Source organism: Sphingobacterium sp. E70 (assembly GCF_019285695.1).
Classification (GTDB): domain Bacteria; phylum Bacteroidota; class Bacteroidia; order Sphingobacteriales; family Sphingobacteriaceae; genus Sphingobacterium; species Sphingobacterium detergens.
In genome coordinates this window covers 4,825,021-4,840,466 of the sequence record NZ_CP079104.1, presented here as the reverse complement: position 1 = coordinate 4,840,466, position 15,446 = coordinate 4,825,021, and the positions used below count along the sequence as shown (strand labels likewise).

Here is a 15,446-nt window from a genome sequence, read left to right as displayed (position 1 = left end):
TTTTAATCGTGTTTAAAAATTACTTTGGAAATATAGAGTTCATTTCCTTGAACAATTGTACTCGAAGGTTGTCCACAGTCGCAGACAAATCGGTGAAAATGAACAGGAAAATTCTTCTGACAGTGCTCACAATAGGCGATGATATCATTTACCACAACCTCCATTTCCATATCCCGGTAATGGGTATTTTCGGTGATAAATGCGTCAAAAGCATTTTGGATCAGCACAGGCTGCACATTGGACAATAGTCCGGCTGTCACCTGAATTTTCTGGATATCATCCACTCTGGTCTCGTAATGCGAGGTCAGGGTATCGAAGATATCCTTTACTATACTTAGCTCGTGCATTGGTATATTTTAAGAAATCAATAAAATAAATTTAGAATAGAAATTACGATTTTTCGTTCAATTTCCGTGAAGGGTAAAAGTTCAAAATCGTTAAAATGGAATTTTTATTTGCTCAAAAGCAGGAACCGTGCTATGGGAATCGGTTCAATATCCAAAATATGCAGATAACGGTAGTCGTTCTGCAAAGCCGAAGGCAGTAATTCGTGCCAGAGCAAATCGACGACAACTACCCAGCGGTCTGTTAACCAATCCTGATTATTTTCGACGTCCAATTCGGCGATAGATTGCACCGATGGGTATAAAGGATCTAAATCTGGATTGTCTAATTTTTGAGGGGTAGATAGCGAAAAGTCAACTTTATTTGGTTCAGTTTTTAGGAAGATATCTCGCGGTGAAAACTATCACTTTTCGGTACAATACTGTTTGCATTTAAACTTTTAAATGAAACAAACAGAACTGTAATTAGAAAAATAAAGTGCTTCCACATAGCTGCAAACTAACAAAGTAACAAGTTTCCTTTTGAAAACAACACAAAGTTACTACCGATCAAACAACAAAAAGTAGCACAAATCTTGAATTTTATTTCACAAAATAGGAAAAGCCCAAAGAAAATTCCATAATTCTTCATATATTAAATTAAAATTTGGTTAAAGCGAGATTAAAATGATCTTAGAGGTATAAATTGAAGATTTTGGCGCAAAAAATTAAAACAATTTTAAGAGATTATCATCATCGTCCATGGCCTATGTCAACTAACCCCTGGCGATACTATCAGGAATGGCTTGATTTACTTTTTTACATTTTCAAGTCGATTATGATCTACTCCGGCCATTAGTTCCTGCCGAATTACAAATCGATCAGCATGAAGGTAGCTGTTATGTATCTTTGGTTGCCTTCAAGATGAAAAATATCCGTCCCAGAAATTTGCCTGCATTCCCACCTATCTCGGACTTTTATGAGATCAATGTACGCACCTACATCGATCAGGATGGTAAAAAGGGTGTTTATTTTATCCATATTGAAGCCAGTAAATCCTTATCCACATTTATTGCAAAAAAATTATCGGGTCTGCCTTACGAAAAGTCCACCATGCTGCGGAATACACAAGGGTATCACAATCTTAACAAAGAAAGGGACTTTAGGTTGAAAACGATCTTTGCGGTGACCGATGAGATTAAAATCAAATCCAGCCTTGATACCTGGCTTACCGAACGCTATTGCCTTTACCTGAACAAACCCGATGGAATATATTGTTTCGACATCCATCATTCGGAATGGCCCTTATTTTCAGTGCAGTTGCAAGAATGCCAGTTGAACTATACAGTTGGTGATATTCATCTCCATAACGAAAATATTGCGCTGATACACTACTCTCCAGGTGTACAAGTACTGGCCTGGAACGCTGTAATGATCAAGCCCCACCAACGGTAACAATAATATTTACATTCACATTTTCTGGGCAAATCCATCTGCTGAAATGCAAAACCCCAGGAGAAAACTATACTTTCCCTTAGGGGAATCCTGCGTCCTCCGAGGGGAATTTGTTTTTACCCGAAATCTAGGCCTGAGAAAGCTGAATAACAAATTATGGGATTAAAGACAATAGACTAATTTTTTAACAAAAACAAATTGTAATTCAATAAAAAAATAGGGTAAAATTCCGCCAAAAATCTTTCGTATCTCCTGAATTTTGGCGGAATTTTACCCCTACTATCACCCTTTAATTTTGTATACAACGCAAAAAGGCCTGTACCACTGATCATGTACAGGCCTTCCTATTATTAATCGCTTGTCAGGCGCCGCTACTATGCTTTGAAATTACATTAGTGAGCGGTGCTCCGTCCAGTTATCTGTGTAAATCAAAACGATCCAATTCCATCACCTTATTCCAGGCAGCGATAAAATCTTTAGCGAATTTTTCTTTCGCATCAGCACTACCATAGATTTCAGCAACTGCTCTTAATTCAGCGTTAGAACCAAATACCAGATCTGCACGTCCAGCAACCCATTTCTTTGCGCCCGTTTTACGGTCTGTCCCTTCAAAGAGTTCCCGATCCTGCGAAATTGCTGTCCAAGCTGTCCCCATGTCCAATAGGTTCACAAAAAGTCATTGGTCAATTGTCCAGGACGTTCGGTCAGCACACCTGTCTGAGAGCCATCAAAATTAGCCTGCAGTACACGCATACCACCGATTAAAACGGTCAATTCCGGAACAGATAAAGTCAGTAATTGTGCTTTATCAATCAATAATGATTCTGTGGAAACAGTGTAGGAACCCTTCCGATAGTTTCTAAAGCCATCAGCAATAGGTTCTAAATATCCCATTGATTCTACATCAGTTTGTTCTTGAGAAGCATCCATACGTCCCGGATTAAACGGAACCTTTAGCGCATGTCCGCCAGCCCTTGCCCCCTGTTCGATTGCTGCTGCACCGGCAAGGACAATTAAATCAGCCAACGACACCTTTTACCGCCTTGTTGTTTACCATTAAAATCCTGTTGGATCTGCTCCAGCACAGTTAGCACTTTTGCAATTGCGTCGGGTTATTAACCTGCCAATAACGTTGTGGCGCCAAGCGAATACGGGCTCCATTTGCTCCACCACGCATATCCGACCCCGGAATGTAGAAGCCGAAGCCCATGCGGTAGTCACCAACTCCGCGATACTAAGACCTGACGCCAAAATAGCAGATTTTAAACCCTCAACATCGTGTTCATCGACCAATACATGATCTACAGCTGGAATAGGGTCTTGCCATAACAATTCTTCGCCAGGTACTTCAGCTCCAAGATAACGTTCACGTGGACCTAGATCACGATGCGTTAATTTAAACCAAGCGCGTGAGAAAGCATCCGCGAAAGCATCCTGATCTTCATAGAATTTACGGGAAATCTTTTCGTAAACAGGATCAAAACGTAAGGACAGATCCGTTGTCAACATCGTAGGTCTACGTTTTTATTTGGGTCAAAAGGATCGGGAACAGTAGCTTCCGCTCCCTTGGCTACCCATTGATGCGCGCCGGCGGGACTTTTTGTAAGTTCCCATTCATTTTCAAAAAGATTTTTAAAGAAAAGGTTCGTCCATTCTGTGGGTTTCTGGGTCCAGATAACTTCCAGACCACTGGTAATGGCATCAGTACCGACCCCAGTACCGTAACTGCTTTTCCATCCCAGTCCTTGCTGTTCAATCCCTGCAGCTTCAGGTTCCTTACCAACATTATCGGCTGGTCCGGCACCATGTGTTTTTCCAAAAGTATGTCCTCCTGCGATTAGCGCAACAGTTTCCTCATCATCCATCGCCATACGACCAAAAGTGTCCCTAATATCCTTTGCCGCTGCAATAGGATCGGGGTTTCCATCTGGTCCCTCTGGGTTCACATAAATCAATCCCATCTGTACAGCTGCCAAAGGTTTTTCGAGATTGCGCGAATGTTCTTTACCATCAGCATTGTCATCCGCTGATAAAACACCGTGCGACTCAACCACACCTTCAGAACCATGTGCATAACGTACATCTCCACCTAACCAGGTTTTTTCTGATCCCCAGTATACATCCAATTCCGGTTCAAAAGCATCTACACGTCCTCCTGAAAAGCCAAAAGTTTTAAATCCCATTGATTCCAGTGCAACATTCCCCGTTAGGATCAATAAATCTGCCCACGAAATATTCTTACCATATTTTTGTTTGATCGGCCACAACAGTCGACGCGCCTTATCCAAGCTCACATTGTCAGGCCAACTATTTAAAGGTGCAAAACGCTGCTGTCCAGAACCTGCACCACCACGACCATCACTTACACGATAGGTTCCTGCACTATGCCAGGCCATCCGAATAAATAAGGGACCATAATGTCCAAAATCTGCCGGCCACCAATCCTGTGAATCTGTCATCAATACATGTAAATCTCTCTTAACGGCTTCCAGATCCAATTGTTTGAAAGCTTCAGCATAATCAAAACCTTCATCCATTGGATTTGATTTTGTCGCATGTTGTCTCAAAAGATCCACACGAAGTCTATTTGGCCACCAATCTTGATTTTGGGTTCCCCCTCCCGCAACGGCGTTGCGCATAGTTCCATTGTGAAATGGGCATTTGCTAATGTCTTTTTCGTTGTTGTCCATATTAAAAGAAAGTTTATTTATATAATACCTTAAATGATCAAATTGTTTGACTTTTACTTTCATAAAATTAAACAAATACACGATCGTCTACTCATCGAATGATTCGATACAATATAATCAAAATCTATAAATAGAACTAAACATTATAAAGACAAACAGTTACAACGAACAGGAGACTCCATTTGTTCCGCCGTTCACAACAATTTTAAAAACAAAAAACACTCTTTTTTATTCTACTAATAGATAGAACTAAGCATCCATTTATCATGGGAGAATTATCCACATATCTGGTCAGTGCATTTATTGGTATTAGTCTGGCTGCGGCAACAGGTTTTCGAATTTTTATGCCTCTGTTTTTGCTCAGCTTGGGCTGTCGTCTGGAATTATTTCAGGTGGGTAATGAATGGGCTTGGGCAGGTTCCAATTTGGTACTGATCACCACAAGCATCGCGATGGTTATCGAAGTTGCCGCTTACTACATACCCCTTGTTGACAATATTCTGGATACCATATCCATTCCTTTGGCAACGATTGCGGAACATTACTATTTGCGGTGCAGTTTACAGATATTTCTCCGTTTTCCGCTGGTCAGCGGCCATTATCGCCGGAGGAGGAACTGCGGCAACGATCAGTACCGTACTGGCTGGTACAAGAGCTGCTTCTTCCATCGGTACTGCGGGTCTTGGCAATTTTATTATTTCGACCATGGAGACTATTGGTTCCTCCGTCTTAACCATTCTAGCCATATTCGTTCCTTTTATGGCTGTTTTGGTCGTTTTCGCCTTATTCTATTTCTTCGGGAAGTTTGGAAGAAAACAACTGCAAAAGAAGCTTAAAAAACATAAAGGGAAAAGCCTCCAAAAATAAAAGCTCCCTTTAGAATTGAGTATTCGAAAAGAGATTATAGGAGGGTGCCAACTAAATTAAAGAAAAAGGGTTGTCCACAATACAGACACCCCTTTTTCTATGTGCTATAAAAGCGTTACAACCCGTCAAACCTAGTCAATAATGACTTCTTGCGGTCTTTTTACCTTGTCGAGGTCCTTGGGAAGAATGACGGTTAGTACACCATCTTCAAAACTGGCATGTACGTTATCTGTAAGCACCTGTTCATTTAATTGAAATTCACGCTCAAATGCAGTCCCCAAATGCTCCTTATAGATATAAGCTGTCGCATCGTTCGTATTTTCTGTACAGGAAATCGTTAAGATTCCTTCATTTATACTTACCTGAAATTGCTCTTTCTTTCGGCCTGCAGCAAATACCTGCACTTCGTAGAACTCAGAATTTTCAGAAATATTTACAGGAACAAATTGCTGGCCCTCTCCGCGCTGTCCTGCTTCGCCTTCAAAAAAATGCTGTTGAAATTTTTCAAAGCGGTCTTTGAAATGTTGACCGCAAAATCTATTTTGATTTGAATGTCCGTTGGAATAATGATCTCTTTTAAACATGTCTTTATTTTTTTAGTAATGAATATTGTGTATTGCGCAATGAGCAGTCCAAGGGACTTCGCTATTGCCGCTATCTATGTTATTTGGTTTTCTACCAAGTCCAGCTATTAATATACCGGAACAATTGTCGCATTCTTAACCCGTTGTTGTTTGTGTAAAGGAACGATTGCACTATTCGTCCTCGAAGCACTGTACATTCCTGGATGGACCGAAGCCTTGTCCATTTTAAATGAACGCATTTCTCTCCTGCGCATTTTGGCCATTGCAAAGCTTCCTATTCCGAATAAGATCGTTGCTACCAACAACAGCTTAAAGATCGCTCCCATAATCAAGCTGGCTAAACCCACTATTACCGTCAATGCTATCAAGCGGGGTAATATAAATCGAATTTTATTTTTCATTTTTTCTTTAATTTAATTGTTCTTTAAACCCAAAATCTGTCAATCCACTAATTGGTAATCCTATTCGATATACTTCTTTCGTTGTCAATTTCTCAACCCGCATAATTGTTGTATATCGCTAGTAACAGATCATCGCGTCCTGTCATTCCCTTTACAGTGTTTCTTCAGCTTTTGGCATAAAAAAGGCGCCTTTATAGAAGAAGACGCCTGTATCAGGTTTTTACTTTAAAAATTTACTTTTTTTTTCAGAATCCGCATCGTCCACTGAAACGACGTTTCCATTCCTCCCGCAAGCGCTCCCTTTCCTCTTCCGAAAGATCTTCATGGCGGCCCATATCAGGGGGAAATTTTTACGGAACCCACCCCTTCCCGGCTTACCAAACCCACGTCCAAATAGAATGCGTGATAGTACAAACAGTCCAAACGCCTGCCAATACGTGATTGCCTTCAAACTGAAAATATCACACATCAATGTATTCCACAGATATTGCAACAAGGCTACCAGCAAGAAAACTCCAATGATAATGGCAACAAACACAAAAGCAAATTTACCTTTTCCTTGTCTTCTCATTCTTCTATTCATAGCTTTATTTTTAAAATTTTAATTCTTCATACAAGTTCCGCAAACGTAAACGCAGATGTTTTACAGCATAGCCCTTTCTGCTTATGATCGTTTTCAGATTTTCATTTTCCATGTCGGCAATCTCCTGTAAGGTTTTATCTTCAATTTCATTGAGCATAAAAACCCGACGTTGTTTTTCGGGCAATTCTTCGAGGGCTTTCATCAATTCATCCCAAAAATGTCTTTGAATAATTTGAGTTCAGGGTTGTTCGAATCATCGGCCAGTAGAAACTGACGTATCGGAAAGGCTGTATCCACTTCCTCTCCATCCGCCATTAAATCATCAAGTGACTCATCTTTCTTTTTTCGATAACTATCCGTAATCTTGTTTCGCGTTACAGCATACAACCATGCCCCAGCATTTTCCAGTTCGTCCATATTGGTCAAACGACTGAATTGATACCAGACTTCCTGCAAGATATCCTCGGCATCTTCCGTCTTTTTGACCTTTCCTTTTACAAAACGCAGCAATTGACTCCCATAGGTCTTGACGATGTCTGTAAATGATCTGGAGTTTTTTTCTGCCATATGATTTTGGTATGCAATGTCCATAATTACATAGACGAACCAACAAAGCTTTTACTCTAAATTATTTTCAGCTGTGATGCAGCTATCTGATTTATTCATGCCTGTATGTTTTACACTGCATTCATGAGCTCAATCTTTCGGTTCACCCAGTGTAAAGAAATCATGATGGTTGCATGAACATACAGGTTGTTATTTAATAGGATTACTTGCGTTTATCCCGGACAACCTTTCCTTTGTCTGTAATAAAGATAAAACGATAATTTGGGAAATTACGGATTAATTTCTTTCCATCTTTTTCACCCAGCACCATAATGGAAGTACTTAGGGCATTGGCTATTTCTACCGACGGCCCATAGATTGTTACCGAAGTCAGTCCGGTAGCTGGATATCCGGTGATGGGATTAATAATATGGGAATAACGTTTTCCATTGATTTCGGCATATTTTTCATAGCTGCCTGAGGTAGCGACAGCTATTTCATTCAAGCGAAGAACCCGAACCATCTGATGTGATTTGAAGGGGTTATTCACCCCAATCTTCCAGGGTTCACCATCTGGTTGGCTACCCCAGGTAGATAGATCTCCCGAAGCATTGACGATTCCAGCAGTGATTCCACGGGCTTTCATGATTTCCCTTCCCCGATCGGCGGCATAGCCCTTCCCGATCGAGCCAAAGCCAATTTTCATGCCCGGAAGTTCCAAGAAAATAGTCGAAGCAGCACTATCCAAAACAATATGTTTATAGCCAACTTTGGCAACCGAATTTCTGATCGCATCGGCAGAGGGCATTGTATCCATACTGCCATCAAACTTCCATATTTTATCTAAAGCCACAATACTAATATCAAAGGCTCCTTGTGAATTCCGGCTGTATTGAATTGCCCTTTGGTCAGGTCAAATACTTCGCGGTCAACTTTAACAGGTTTAATCCCTGCATTGCGGTTGACCTCCGAAATCTGCGTATATGGACGCCACTCCGAAATTAGGTTTTCGATACGTTCAATCTCTGCAATGACTTCGACAATATGCTGGTTGGCCTGTACGCTATCCTGATCAACTAGGGTAATCTCAAAAACAGAACCCATAAGGGTTACCTGTTTTTTGAGCATTACCTGTGAAAAACCGTTAGCAACGGCTATCAACCAAAATATTGAAATCAGTAAATATTGCTTATAATAATTCATCACACATTGTCAAAATAAATGATAGCATAAGATTGTCGTGTTTAATAACAATCTGTCAGGATCTGACCATTTTCTTTGTAGATGTTGATCGATTTGCCTGTACTTACCAGCAGTATCTCGTTTAAAGTTGCTTCGACATCCTGTTGCATACGAAGTGAACCACATAATAAGATACAGCCCTGTTGTTCGAGCAATTCAACAAAGTACGTACCATCCTGACGGATCAGATCCATCACATACTGCCCCTGCTGTTCCCGTGAAAAAGCCAGCTGTACATCGTTCAGTTGTCCCAGTTTTTTTGTTCATCGGTAAATTCCAAATATTGTGCTGTCATCTCATTGTTCTTGCGGAAGCCTGCATAGAGTTTGACAGGTATTTTATACTGATTTTCTGAAATCATACCCAAAAACGGTGCAATACCGGTTCCATTTGCAATCAAGGCTACAGCAGGTGCTGCCTTGGGAAAATGAAAACTTGGATTGGCCATGACACGCGCCTCCAGAACCTGATCAACTTTTAGTTGGTATAGAAATCCCGAGCCAAAACCATCAGGAAATAGCTTGACGACCAATTGAACCATCCCATCCTTACATCCAATGGAATAGAAACGTTCCCGTTGATCCTGCGCCGGATAGATGGCCAACAAATCTCCGGACTGCACTTTCATTTTTCAAGAGGTTTCAATAAAAGTGTAAAGGTACTGTTGCTCTCTGAAACAGTTGATCTGGCCATAACTTTAAATTTCTTCAATCCAACAACTTTGGAACTGTATATCGCTGGAGCAGAAGCCAAGGCAATATTGGTATGTTCACTCCAATGATGTACCCATGAAATCAGTTCATCAACACTTTTGTCATTGACCGTATGTAGGGCTATCAGTCGGCAGGCCATGCTTGCTCACTGAGCGACTTGTCTATTGCATACGCATAAGCACAAAAATCAGGGTATGCTTTCGATCCAAAACCGAGAACAGAGAAATTAATCGACTGCTGCTGTGGATAGGCCAACAGCTTTTTCTCAAACTGAGTCGCATTGGAAGGCGCTGTTCCCAGACCGTAGGTGGACGTAAACAGCAAAAGATGTTTTGCTTTTGGAAAATACTGATAGTGGTTCATGCCAAGCAAAAGTGATTTTTACCATCCGCCAACAGCTGTTTGTGAATCTGATTGGCAAAAAAAAAGGTACTTCCATTTTCAGTACCTACCAGAATAACAATTTCGGCGTCGGCCGCCTTATACTTATTCTTAATCTTTGTTCGTGTACGTTTGAAGGTAATGACAAAACCTGTATAAATAAAAAACACAATATTCAGTGATGCAAGCCCCAAAATGATGGCCCATATCATATTGGTCTTACCCGTGTGAAGGTCGAGCGAAAATTGTTCTGCAAGTGCAGTAAAGGGATACTTGACTTCTTTATGTATGGCACCGTTCAATTGATTTACGGTCAACTCGCGGTCTTTCAGTTTGAGAACATAATATTCGTCAGGATCTCCTTCCATAAAGGAAACTCTACCTTAACTACATCGTTAAGCTTCGTTTTTTTGAAGATCGGAAAATCGGTTATCGCCAGCTCCTCGGTCTCATTTTCCTTCACGGGATATTCAACCGTTTGGTTTGTCTTCTTTAACAGTTCGATTCGGACCATAAATAAATAGGTCCCCGTCAAAGCCAAAATTAAAATGGGTATTAGAAACAACCGCCCTGAAACAACATGAAAATATTGTGCGAAGAAATCCCGATTGATTTTGGCAAAGAAATGTCGAACGCCCTGTTGACGTTTGATAATCAACACCAAACCTGAGATTGTAATCAAAAATAGTAGAAAAGAAGCGATGCCAATAATGATTCGGCCGGTTACCTTTAAGAATAGGGAACGATGCAGGGCCGTAGTCCATTGAACAAACTGAGTTTTGTTCTTTTGCACCCAGATATTTGCCGGTTTGTGGGTTAATATATCCTTTTACAGTATTTCCCTCAGCATCTATGGCGTCAATGCTCACAAATTGATTGTGGTCAACCGAAATTTCAATAATTTCAGGATAAACCTTTCGCAGACTGGTAATGGTCTGCGAAAGATTCAAAGAATCTATATTTTCTATTCGATAGGGTGGTATTTTTTCATTGACGGCGTCAATGGCTAAAATTACGCCCGTGACCGATAATAATAGTAAAAAACAGAAGAAACAAGGGCTAAGGCTAAATGTGCATACCTCCAGACAGATACCAGCATTTTTTCTTATTGTACTTTATTTAATTTGACAAGCTTAATGTATCCCTTACCATTTGCTTTTTCAGTGATAGCCTCTTTTGTTAATGGGATTTCTACATCTGCAGTATGATATTTCTGTTCTTCGACAGCGGATTCAAAGCGAAGTTTATACCCTTTGTTAAATTTAGACTCATCTATTTCCAAAGTACGCATCGCACGATCACCTCCACCAACGGAAGCACCAGTCACTGCACTCAGCTTTTCTTTGGTTTTAGCCTGAAATTTATACCATTCTTTCAATGTGTTATACCATTGTTTATCTGGCCCCAATACGGCAAGTGTTTTATCGTATGCCCCCTTCGGGTTTATGAGTGAAATAACAACATAAGCTCCCTCCCCTTGATAAGCGTTCATTTGGATCATACATTTATACTTACCCGTTTGGGCAAATGTGCTAACAGAAACTGCAGAAAACAAAAGTGTGATTAGCGCGATCTTAATTATAGTATTCATCTTATTATTTTAAAAAGTCCAACTGTACATTTCCTTTTGACAAAAAGTCATTTTCTTTGGCCAAATCGTATGCGGTTTCATCAAATTCGGTTTTCAGTTCTTTTTTGCTCCCAAAGCGACCAGTGTTTTCAATAATGAATCGTCTTTGGCAATCAAAGCTGCTTTATGTAGTGCTGTGGTTCCTTCTTTATCCTGTGCGTTGATGTCTACCCCCAATTCACTTGCTTTCTGGATCAAGTTTGAATTTTCCTTGGCTACAGCCAAGTGATAGAGTGTACTACCGTTTTTCTGTGGTGCTACGACATCCAGTCCACCAGCTTTAAGCACGCTTAATTTCTCTTTAAAATCATCTACCTGAGGACTATTGGATTGCGTACCCTGTTGTGGGCGCCCACCCTGCGGAGCTTCTTTGAAAGAATTAAACCAATAAACAGCTAAGTTGTTACCATCCTTGTCCAATAATTTGGTATCGGCACCATTTTTAATCAAGAGCGCTGCGACTTCAGCTGTACCATTACCCACCGCCTTGGTCAATGCAGATTCACCTTTTTCATTCACAGCATTCACATTCTTTGCTTTGGAAAGTAGCAGTTCCACTAATTTTGCGTCTTTGCCATTCGCCGCAACCATAAGCGCTGTATTGCCTTCGTTATCCGCTTTTGCAACATCAACTCCCTTATTTAAAAAGTAATTGATCACCGCCATATCTGGACGGCGTACAAGTGCATGCAATAAAGTCGCACCATCTTTATTAATGGCCTTCGGATCCAATTTCAGTTTCTCTACCAAATAGGTATAGGTCTCCAGTCCATTTGATGCTTGTCTGGATCCCTGTGTAGCAAAAAACAATGCATTGTTTGTCGGTTTTACACCACGGGCAATAAACTTTTCGACCAATGGTATGTTACCTAATTTCGCTGCATAATCCGTAACGACACGGCCGTATTCATCTTTATCTTGTATAGAAAGTCCCTTCTTGATAAAGTAATCTGTCAATGCAAGATCTTTATCCGCAGAAGCCGCCAGCATCATTAATGTGGCTCCACCTTCATATTTTTGTTTTGGGTCTACTCCAGCTTTAAATAAAGCATCATAAACAGCGGTATTGGTATTTCCTGTCGACGCAGCATAGGCAACGATCGGATAGCCATGGCTATCTTGGTAGTTGACATCCGAACCTTTGCAATTAGATAATCCACCAACTCAGCATTACCACTTGAAGCAGCCCAATGTAGATAGCTCCGGCTATGGTGTGTTTTCTTCGTTACACTGTTCCCTTCTTGCTCAATCATGAATTTGACAACATCTGTCGGAGCTCCATTTAGATTGCCATCGTTACGGGATCAAAAGATGCCGCATTGGGTTGTGAAGGGCTATTTCCTTTTGTAATTTCCTCCTTGACGGTAGGCAAAGTAGGTTTACCTTTCCAAAACTCACCATTCATCAATGAGTTTGTTTGTGCTTGGGCATAAGATGCCGCTAAAAGTAAAGCTGCTAAAAGTGTCTTTTTCATTAGAACGTATTTTTTATTGATAATGAAGTCATCATGAACAATCGCTATTCCCGCTAGCTGTTTGTGAATTTCGTATGGCTCTTGCTAACCTCAGCTGAATACAAATATTAAACCGAAGAACTAATCGCTTATTTAAATTAATTCTAAATTACTGCAAATCTAAAAAATATTCTGATACTAAAAATTAATACGGACTAAATTTGCTCATTATACTCCCCTTTTAGGATTTTTTTATCCAACCTCGACAAGCCCAACTTGCAAATCCAACAAAATTATCTTAGTTTACACTTACACTAAGGAAGCGACATAATGAATACGGTATCGTCCAATCTTTTTCCAATAAGTTCTTTTGAAGGTAAACCAAGCCATAAACTCTTCTACAGTATATTTGAACCTGTGCACCAAACGGTATTAGCGACAATATTGATTGTTCATGGCATGCAGGAACATAGTGGCCGGTATCAAATGCTTGCCAATCATCTGGCTGACCGTGGTTTTGCTGTACTCAGCTATGATCAGTTGGGGCATGGGAAGACGGCCGTGAATGCGGATGGATTAGGGTATTTTCAACAATCTGATCCAGCGGAACAATTGGTACAGGATGCGTTAACAATGAGCGCTGTCTTGCAACAGGGCTATCCCGATCAACCCCATTTTATCTTGGGGCATTCAATGGGATCTTTTGTTACCCGTTGTGCCTTACAAAAGGCAGGAGATCGTTTTAAAGGGGCGATAATCGTTGGGACGGGCGCGCGACAAAAGGATCCACCGCTTTTCGTATGCTGCTGGCTGTTCTCAACTCCTTTGCACCTAAAAACGAAGCCGATTGATTAACAGCATATTTGATCAGCGTAATAATGCCGGATTTAAAAATGAACCCAATCAAAATAACAGCAACTGGCTAAGTGTCAACAAAGCGAATCGCATTGCTTTTATTGAAGACCCTTTATGTGGTGGTTTATTTACGAACAATGGATTTTATACCGTATTGAGTTTATCGCTACGTGCGACAGATAAAGAACTGACAAAACGCATTCCGAAAGGTTTACCCCTATTATTTATTAGTGGACAGGATGACCCTATTGGTGATTTCGGAAAGGGAGTGGAACAAACCGCCACCCAATTACGTACGCAGGGACAGACCGATATTACTGTGAAACTGTACGAAGGCATGCGTCACGAAATACTCAACGAAGATTGCAGGGAAGAAGTCTTTCAGTTCATTGATCATTGGCTTGACGAGCATTTAAGCTAATCGCCTACGGAAGCATCTGCGAATAGGTTGATCGACATTTCACAACAGCAAAGACGAAAAAGTAGTCAGGTTAACAATATCCTTGCGTTTGATTCAGCAACCATATTTTCTCGTGAAAACTGCAATGGAGATGAAGTATTTGCCCAATTACGGTTATAAGGTTAATCAACTATTACTTTAAGATCTATTTAAATATCGGAGCCTTTTTCGCGATGACACTGCTTGTCTCGCCTTCAATCATCGGCCAATCTTCTTTCCAAATTACCTGATCCAATAATAGCATGCGACGATTACCCCCTGTTGAAACGCGTGGTCGTTTAGGGTCCATGGCGTGATAAAGTAACCAATCATTGCCCTGATCATCGGTTATAATCCGGGAAGTATGCCCTGTCCCAACAAATTTATCATTCCCCTTCAGCAATAAGGTTCCATTTCCCCTCTGGGCCAAATCACGACCTTCCCGATCCAAATAAGGTCCCATCAATTTTTTCGACCGACCAACGAGTACATGGTAACTACTTTTTCACCTTCGCAACAGGATCCCTTTGAACCGATAAAGTAATAATAGCCTTTTCTTTTATGAATCACCACAGCTTCAAAATCACCCGCTGCAACTTTAAATTTCTTATTCAAATCGGGTACTTGCATTCCATCGTTATCCAGAGATACTCCATAAGTTCCTTGCGTAGCGGCATCGCTAAAACTTCCCCAGAAGAGGTAGTTATGGTTCTTTTCCCTAAAAAAATAGGGATCTATCGAATTAGGCACATCGATCGATTTACTATCGAACAGTTTGCCCCGATCTATAAATGGCCCTTCGGGCTTGTCCGCTACAGCTACTCCAATACCTGGATTAGGATCGCCCCAGGTGGAGTACGCATAATACATCACATATTTTCCATTCAATAATACCACATCAGGAGCCCAAATCCCACCTTCTGACTTCCAGTTTGGTTTGGCCGAAAATGCTGTCCCGATCCAGGTCCAATGCACCAAATCTTTGGATTGCAAAATAGAAACTAGACGCTGCCCTTTGCCATCACCCCAGTTGTCCGCCGTCCCATAAGCATAAAATAACTTATTCTGCAGATCATGTACCACCGTAGGGTCCGCAAGTATCGGTTCAAAAACAGGATTTATATAGGTCGTCTTATTAACGGACGCCCCTGTGGTCTTTATAGTTTGTGCACCTGAACCTGAAGAACTTTTACAGGAGCTCAACAGGCACAGGTACAAAACTCCACTACAATATTTTAGCAAGGTTGACTGCAACATTTTATCATTTTTATTTTATCCCGATAC

The 15,446-nt window shown here is 40.8% G+C and carries 26 protein-coding genes and 3 pseudogenes; 5 read left to right on the top strand and 24 right to left on the bottom strand.

What is annotated here, in order from left to right:
* Positions 1-2: 2 nt before the first annotated feature.
* Positions 3-347: a hydrogenase maturation nickel metallochaperone HypA gene (locus tag KUH03_RS34565; protein ID WP_077435628.1), complete on the bottom strand. Its 345-nt coding sequence runs from the start codon at positions 345-347 to the stop codon at positions 3-5.
* A gap of 104 nt (positions 348-451) precedes the next feature.
* Positions 452-637, bottom strand: coding sequence for a hypothetical protein (locus KUH03_RS34560; RefSeq protein ID WP_257089003.1), 186 nt, complete (start codon positions 635-637; stop codon positions 452-454).
* A gap of 559 nt (positions 638-1,196) precedes the next feature.
* Between KUH03_RS34560 and KUH03_RS34555 the strand changes: the two are divergent.
* Positions 1,197-1,778: pseudogene (locus KUH03_RS34555) on the top strand (YqjF family protein); the annotation flags it as partial.
* Positions 1,779-2,193: 415 nt separating this feature from the next.
* Here KUH03_RS34555 and KUH03_RS34550 read toward each other — a convergent pair.
* Genes KUH03_RS34550 through KUH03_RS34535 form a run of 4 tightly spaced genes read right to left on the bottom strand, consistent with a single transcriptional unit; the run spans position 2,194 to position 4,468 of the window.
* Positions 2,194-2,448 (bottom strand): hypothetical protein, encoded by a 255-nt coding sequence (locus KUH03_RS34550; protein ID WP_257089001.1) that lies wholly within the window; start codon positions 2,446-2,448, stop codon positions 2,194-2,196.
* Complete coding sequence (locus tag KUH03_RS34545; RefSeq protein WP_257088999.1) at positions 2,445-2,804, bottom strand: peroxidase family protein; 360 nt, start codon at positions 2,802-2,804, stop codon at positions 2,445-2,447. Before KUH03_RS34545 ends, KUH03_RS34550 begins: the two co-directional genes overlap by 4 nt.
* Before the next feature lie 30 nt (positions 2,805-2,834).
* A complete protein-coding gene (locus KUH03_RS34540; RefSeq protein ID WP_257088997.1) occupies positions 2,835-3,287 on the bottom strand; it encodes a hypothetical protein in 453 nt (150 codons plus the stop codon).
* Positions 3,281-4,468 carry a peroxidase family protein gene (locus KUH03_RS34535; RefSeq protein WP_257088995.1) on the bottom strand — a complete coding sequence of 396 codons (1,188 nt, stop codon included), beginning with the start codon at positions 4,466-4,468 and terminating at the stop codon, positions 3,281-3,283. The genes KUH03_RS34540 and KUH03_RS34535 overlap by 7 nt, the downstream gene beginning before the upstream one ends.
* A 266-nt stretch (positions 4,469-4,734) precedes the next feature.
* On the opposite strand from KUH03_RS34535, the pseudogene KUH03_RS49650 reads away from it, so the two are divergent.
* Both KUH03_RS49650 and KUH03_RS49645 read left to right on the top strand, forming a co-directional pair.
* Positions 4,735-4,992: pseudogene (locus tag KUH03_RS49650) on the top strand (DUF4126 domain-containing protein); the annotation flags it as partial.
* A complete protein-coding gene (locus tag KUH03_RS49645) occupies positions 4,934-5,335 on the top strand; it encodes a DUF4126 domain-containing protein (protein WP_373564878.1) in 402 nt (133 codons plus the stop codon). The pseudogene KUH03_RS49650 and the gene KUH03_RS49645, both read left to right, overlap by 59 nt.
* Positions 5,336-5,466: 131 nt before the next feature.
* On the opposite strand, the gene KUH03_RS34525 is transcribed toward KUH03_RS49645, so the two are convergent.
* From KUH03_RS34525 to KUH03_RS34450, 16 genes and pseudogenes are all read right to left on the bottom strand, one after another.
* Complete coding sequence (locus tag KUH03_RS34525; protein ID WP_257088991.1) at positions 5,467-5,919, bottom strand: Hsp20/alpha crystallin family protein; 453 nt, start codon at positions 5,917-5,919, stop codon at positions 5,467-5,469.
* Positions 5,920-6,026: 107 nt separating this feature from the next.
* A complete protein-coding gene (locus tag KUH03_RS34520) occupies positions 6,027-6,320 on the bottom strand; it encodes a hypothetical protein (RefSeq protein ID WP_257088989.1) in 294 nt (97 codons plus the stop codon).
* Positions 6,321-6,540: 220 nt separating this feature from the next.
* On the bottom strand, positions 6,541-6,903 hold the full coding sequence (locus KUH03_RS34515; protein WP_257088987.1) for a hypothetical protein: 363 nt from the start codon (positions 6,901-6,903) through the stop codon (positions 6,541-6,543).
* A 10-nt stretch (positions 6,904-6,913) separates the two neighbouring features.
* Complete coding sequence (locus KUH03_RS34510; protein WP_257088985.1) at positions 6,914-7,105, bottom strand: RNA polymerase sigma factor; 192 nt, start codon at positions 7,103-7,105, stop codon at positions 6,914-6,916.
* Complete coding sequence (locus KUH03_RS34505; protein ID WP_257088983.1) at positions 7,105-7,470, bottom strand: RNA polymerase sigma factor; 366 nt, start codon at positions 7,468-7,470, stop codon at positions 7,105-7,107. Before KUH03_RS34505 ends, KUH03_RS34510 begins: the two co-directional genes overlap by 1 nt.
* 202 nt (positions 7,471-7,672) lie before the next feature.
* A pseudogene (locus KUH03_RS34500) lies at positions 7,673-8,553 on the bottom strand (FAD:protein FMN transferase).
* A gap of 140 nt (positions 8,554-8,693) precedes the next feature.
* Positions 8,694-8,888: a hypothetical protein gene (locus tag KUH03_RS34495; RefSeq protein WP_257088981.1), complete on the bottom strand. Its 195-nt coding sequence runs from the start codon at positions 8,886-8,888 to the stop codon at positions 8,694-8,696.
* Between the two features lie 44 nt (positions 8,889-8,932).
* Positions 8,933-9,319 (bottom strand): hypothetical protein, encoded by a 387-nt coding sequence (locus KUH03_RS34490; RefSeq protein ID WP_257088979.1) that lies wholly within the window; start codon positions 9,317-9,319, stop codon positions 8,933-8,935.
* Positions 9,316-9,543: a hypothetical protein gene (locus KUH03_RS34485; protein ID WP_257088977.1), complete on the bottom strand. Its 228-nt coding sequence runs from the start codon at positions 9,541-9,543 to the stop codon at positions 9,316-9,318. Before KUH03_RS34485 ends, KUH03_RS34490 begins: the two co-directional genes overlap by 4 nt.
* Positions 9,528-9,767 carry a flavodoxin family protein gene (locus tag KUH03_RS34480; protein ID WP_257088975.1) on the bottom strand — a complete coding sequence of 80 codons (240 nt, stop codon included), beginning with the start codon at positions 9,765-9,767 and terminating at the stop codon, positions 9,528-9,530. The genes KUH03_RS34485 and KUH03_RS34480 overlap by 16 nt, the downstream gene beginning before the upstream one ends.
* Positions 9,764-10,153 (bottom strand): hypothetical protein, encoded by a 390-nt coding sequence (locus tag KUH03_RS34475; protein ID WP_257088973.1) that lies wholly within the window; start codon positions 10,151-10,153, stop codon positions 9,764-9,766. The genes KUH03_RS34480 and KUH03_RS34475 overlap by 4 nt, the downstream gene beginning before the upstream one ends.
* Positions 10,114-10,578: a PepSY-associated TM helix domain-containing protein gene (locus KUH03_RS34470; protein ID WP_257088971.1), complete on the bottom strand. Its 465-nt coding sequence runs from the start codon at positions 10,576-10,578 to the stop codon at positions 10,114-10,116. The genes KUH03_RS34475 and KUH03_RS34470 overlap by 40 nt, the downstream gene beginning before the upstream one ends.
* A 312-nt stretch (positions 10,579-10,890) precedes the next feature.
* Entirely contained in the window at positions 10,891-11,376 is a 486-nt protein-coding gene (locus KUH03_RS34465) for a DUF2271 domain-containing protein (protein ID WP_257088969.1), read from the bottom strand.
* 93 nt (positions 11,377-11,469) lie between these two features.
* A complete protein-coding gene (locus KUH03_RS34460) occupies positions 11,470-12,408 on the bottom strand; it encodes an ankyrin repeat domain-containing protein (RefSeq protein ID WP_257088967.1) in 939 nt (312 codons plus the stop codon).
* 35 nt (positions 12,409-12,443) lie between these two features.
* Positions 12,444-12,668 carry a hypothetical protein gene (locus tag KUH03_RS34455; protein WP_257088966.1) on the bottom strand — a complete coding sequence of 75 codons (225 nt, stop codon included), beginning with the start codon at positions 12,666-12,668 and terminating at the stop codon, positions 12,444-12,446.
* Positions 12,669-12,697: 29 nt separating this feature from the next.
* A complete protein-coding gene (locus KUH03_RS34450; RefSeq protein WP_257088964.1) occupies positions 12,698-12,889 on the bottom strand; it encodes a hypothetical protein in 192 nt (63 codons plus the stop codon).
* A 309-nt stretch (positions 12,890-13,198) separates the two neighbouring features.
* Between KUH03_RS34450 and KUH03_RS34445 the strand changes: the two genes are divergently transcribed.
* Positions 13,199-13,723: an alpha/beta hydrolase gene (locus KUH03_RS34445; RefSeq protein ID WP_257088962.1), complete on the top strand. Its 525-nt coding sequence runs from the start codon at positions 13,199-13,201 to the stop codon at positions 13,721-13,723.
* Positions 13,716-14,144, top strand: coding sequence for an alpha/beta hydrolase (locus tag KUH03_RS34440; protein ID WP_257088960.1), 429 nt, complete (start codon positions 13,716-13,718; stop codon positions 14,142-14,144). The genes KUH03_RS34445 and KUH03_RS34440 overlap by 8 nt, the downstream gene beginning before the upstream one ends.
* Before the next feature lie 184 nt (positions 14,145-14,328).
* Here the strand turns inward: KUH03_RS34440 and KUH03_RS34435 are convergent, their stop codons facing one another.
* Together KUH03_RS34435 and KUH03_RS34430 are read right to left on the bottom strand one after the other, a co-directional pair.
* Entirely contained in the window at positions 14,329-14,625 is a 297-nt protein-coding gene (locus KUH03_RS34435; protein ID WP_257088958.1) for a hypothetical protein, read from the bottom strand.
* Positions 14,625-15,419, bottom strand: coding sequence for a family 43 glycosylhydrolase (locus KUH03_RS34430; RefSeq protein WP_257088956.1), 795 nt, complete (start codon positions 15,417-15,419; stop codon positions 14,625-14,627). The genes KUH03_RS34435 and KUH03_RS34430 overlap by 1 nt, the downstream gene beginning before the upstream one ends.
* Positions 15,420-15,446 lie beyond the last annotated feature (27 nt).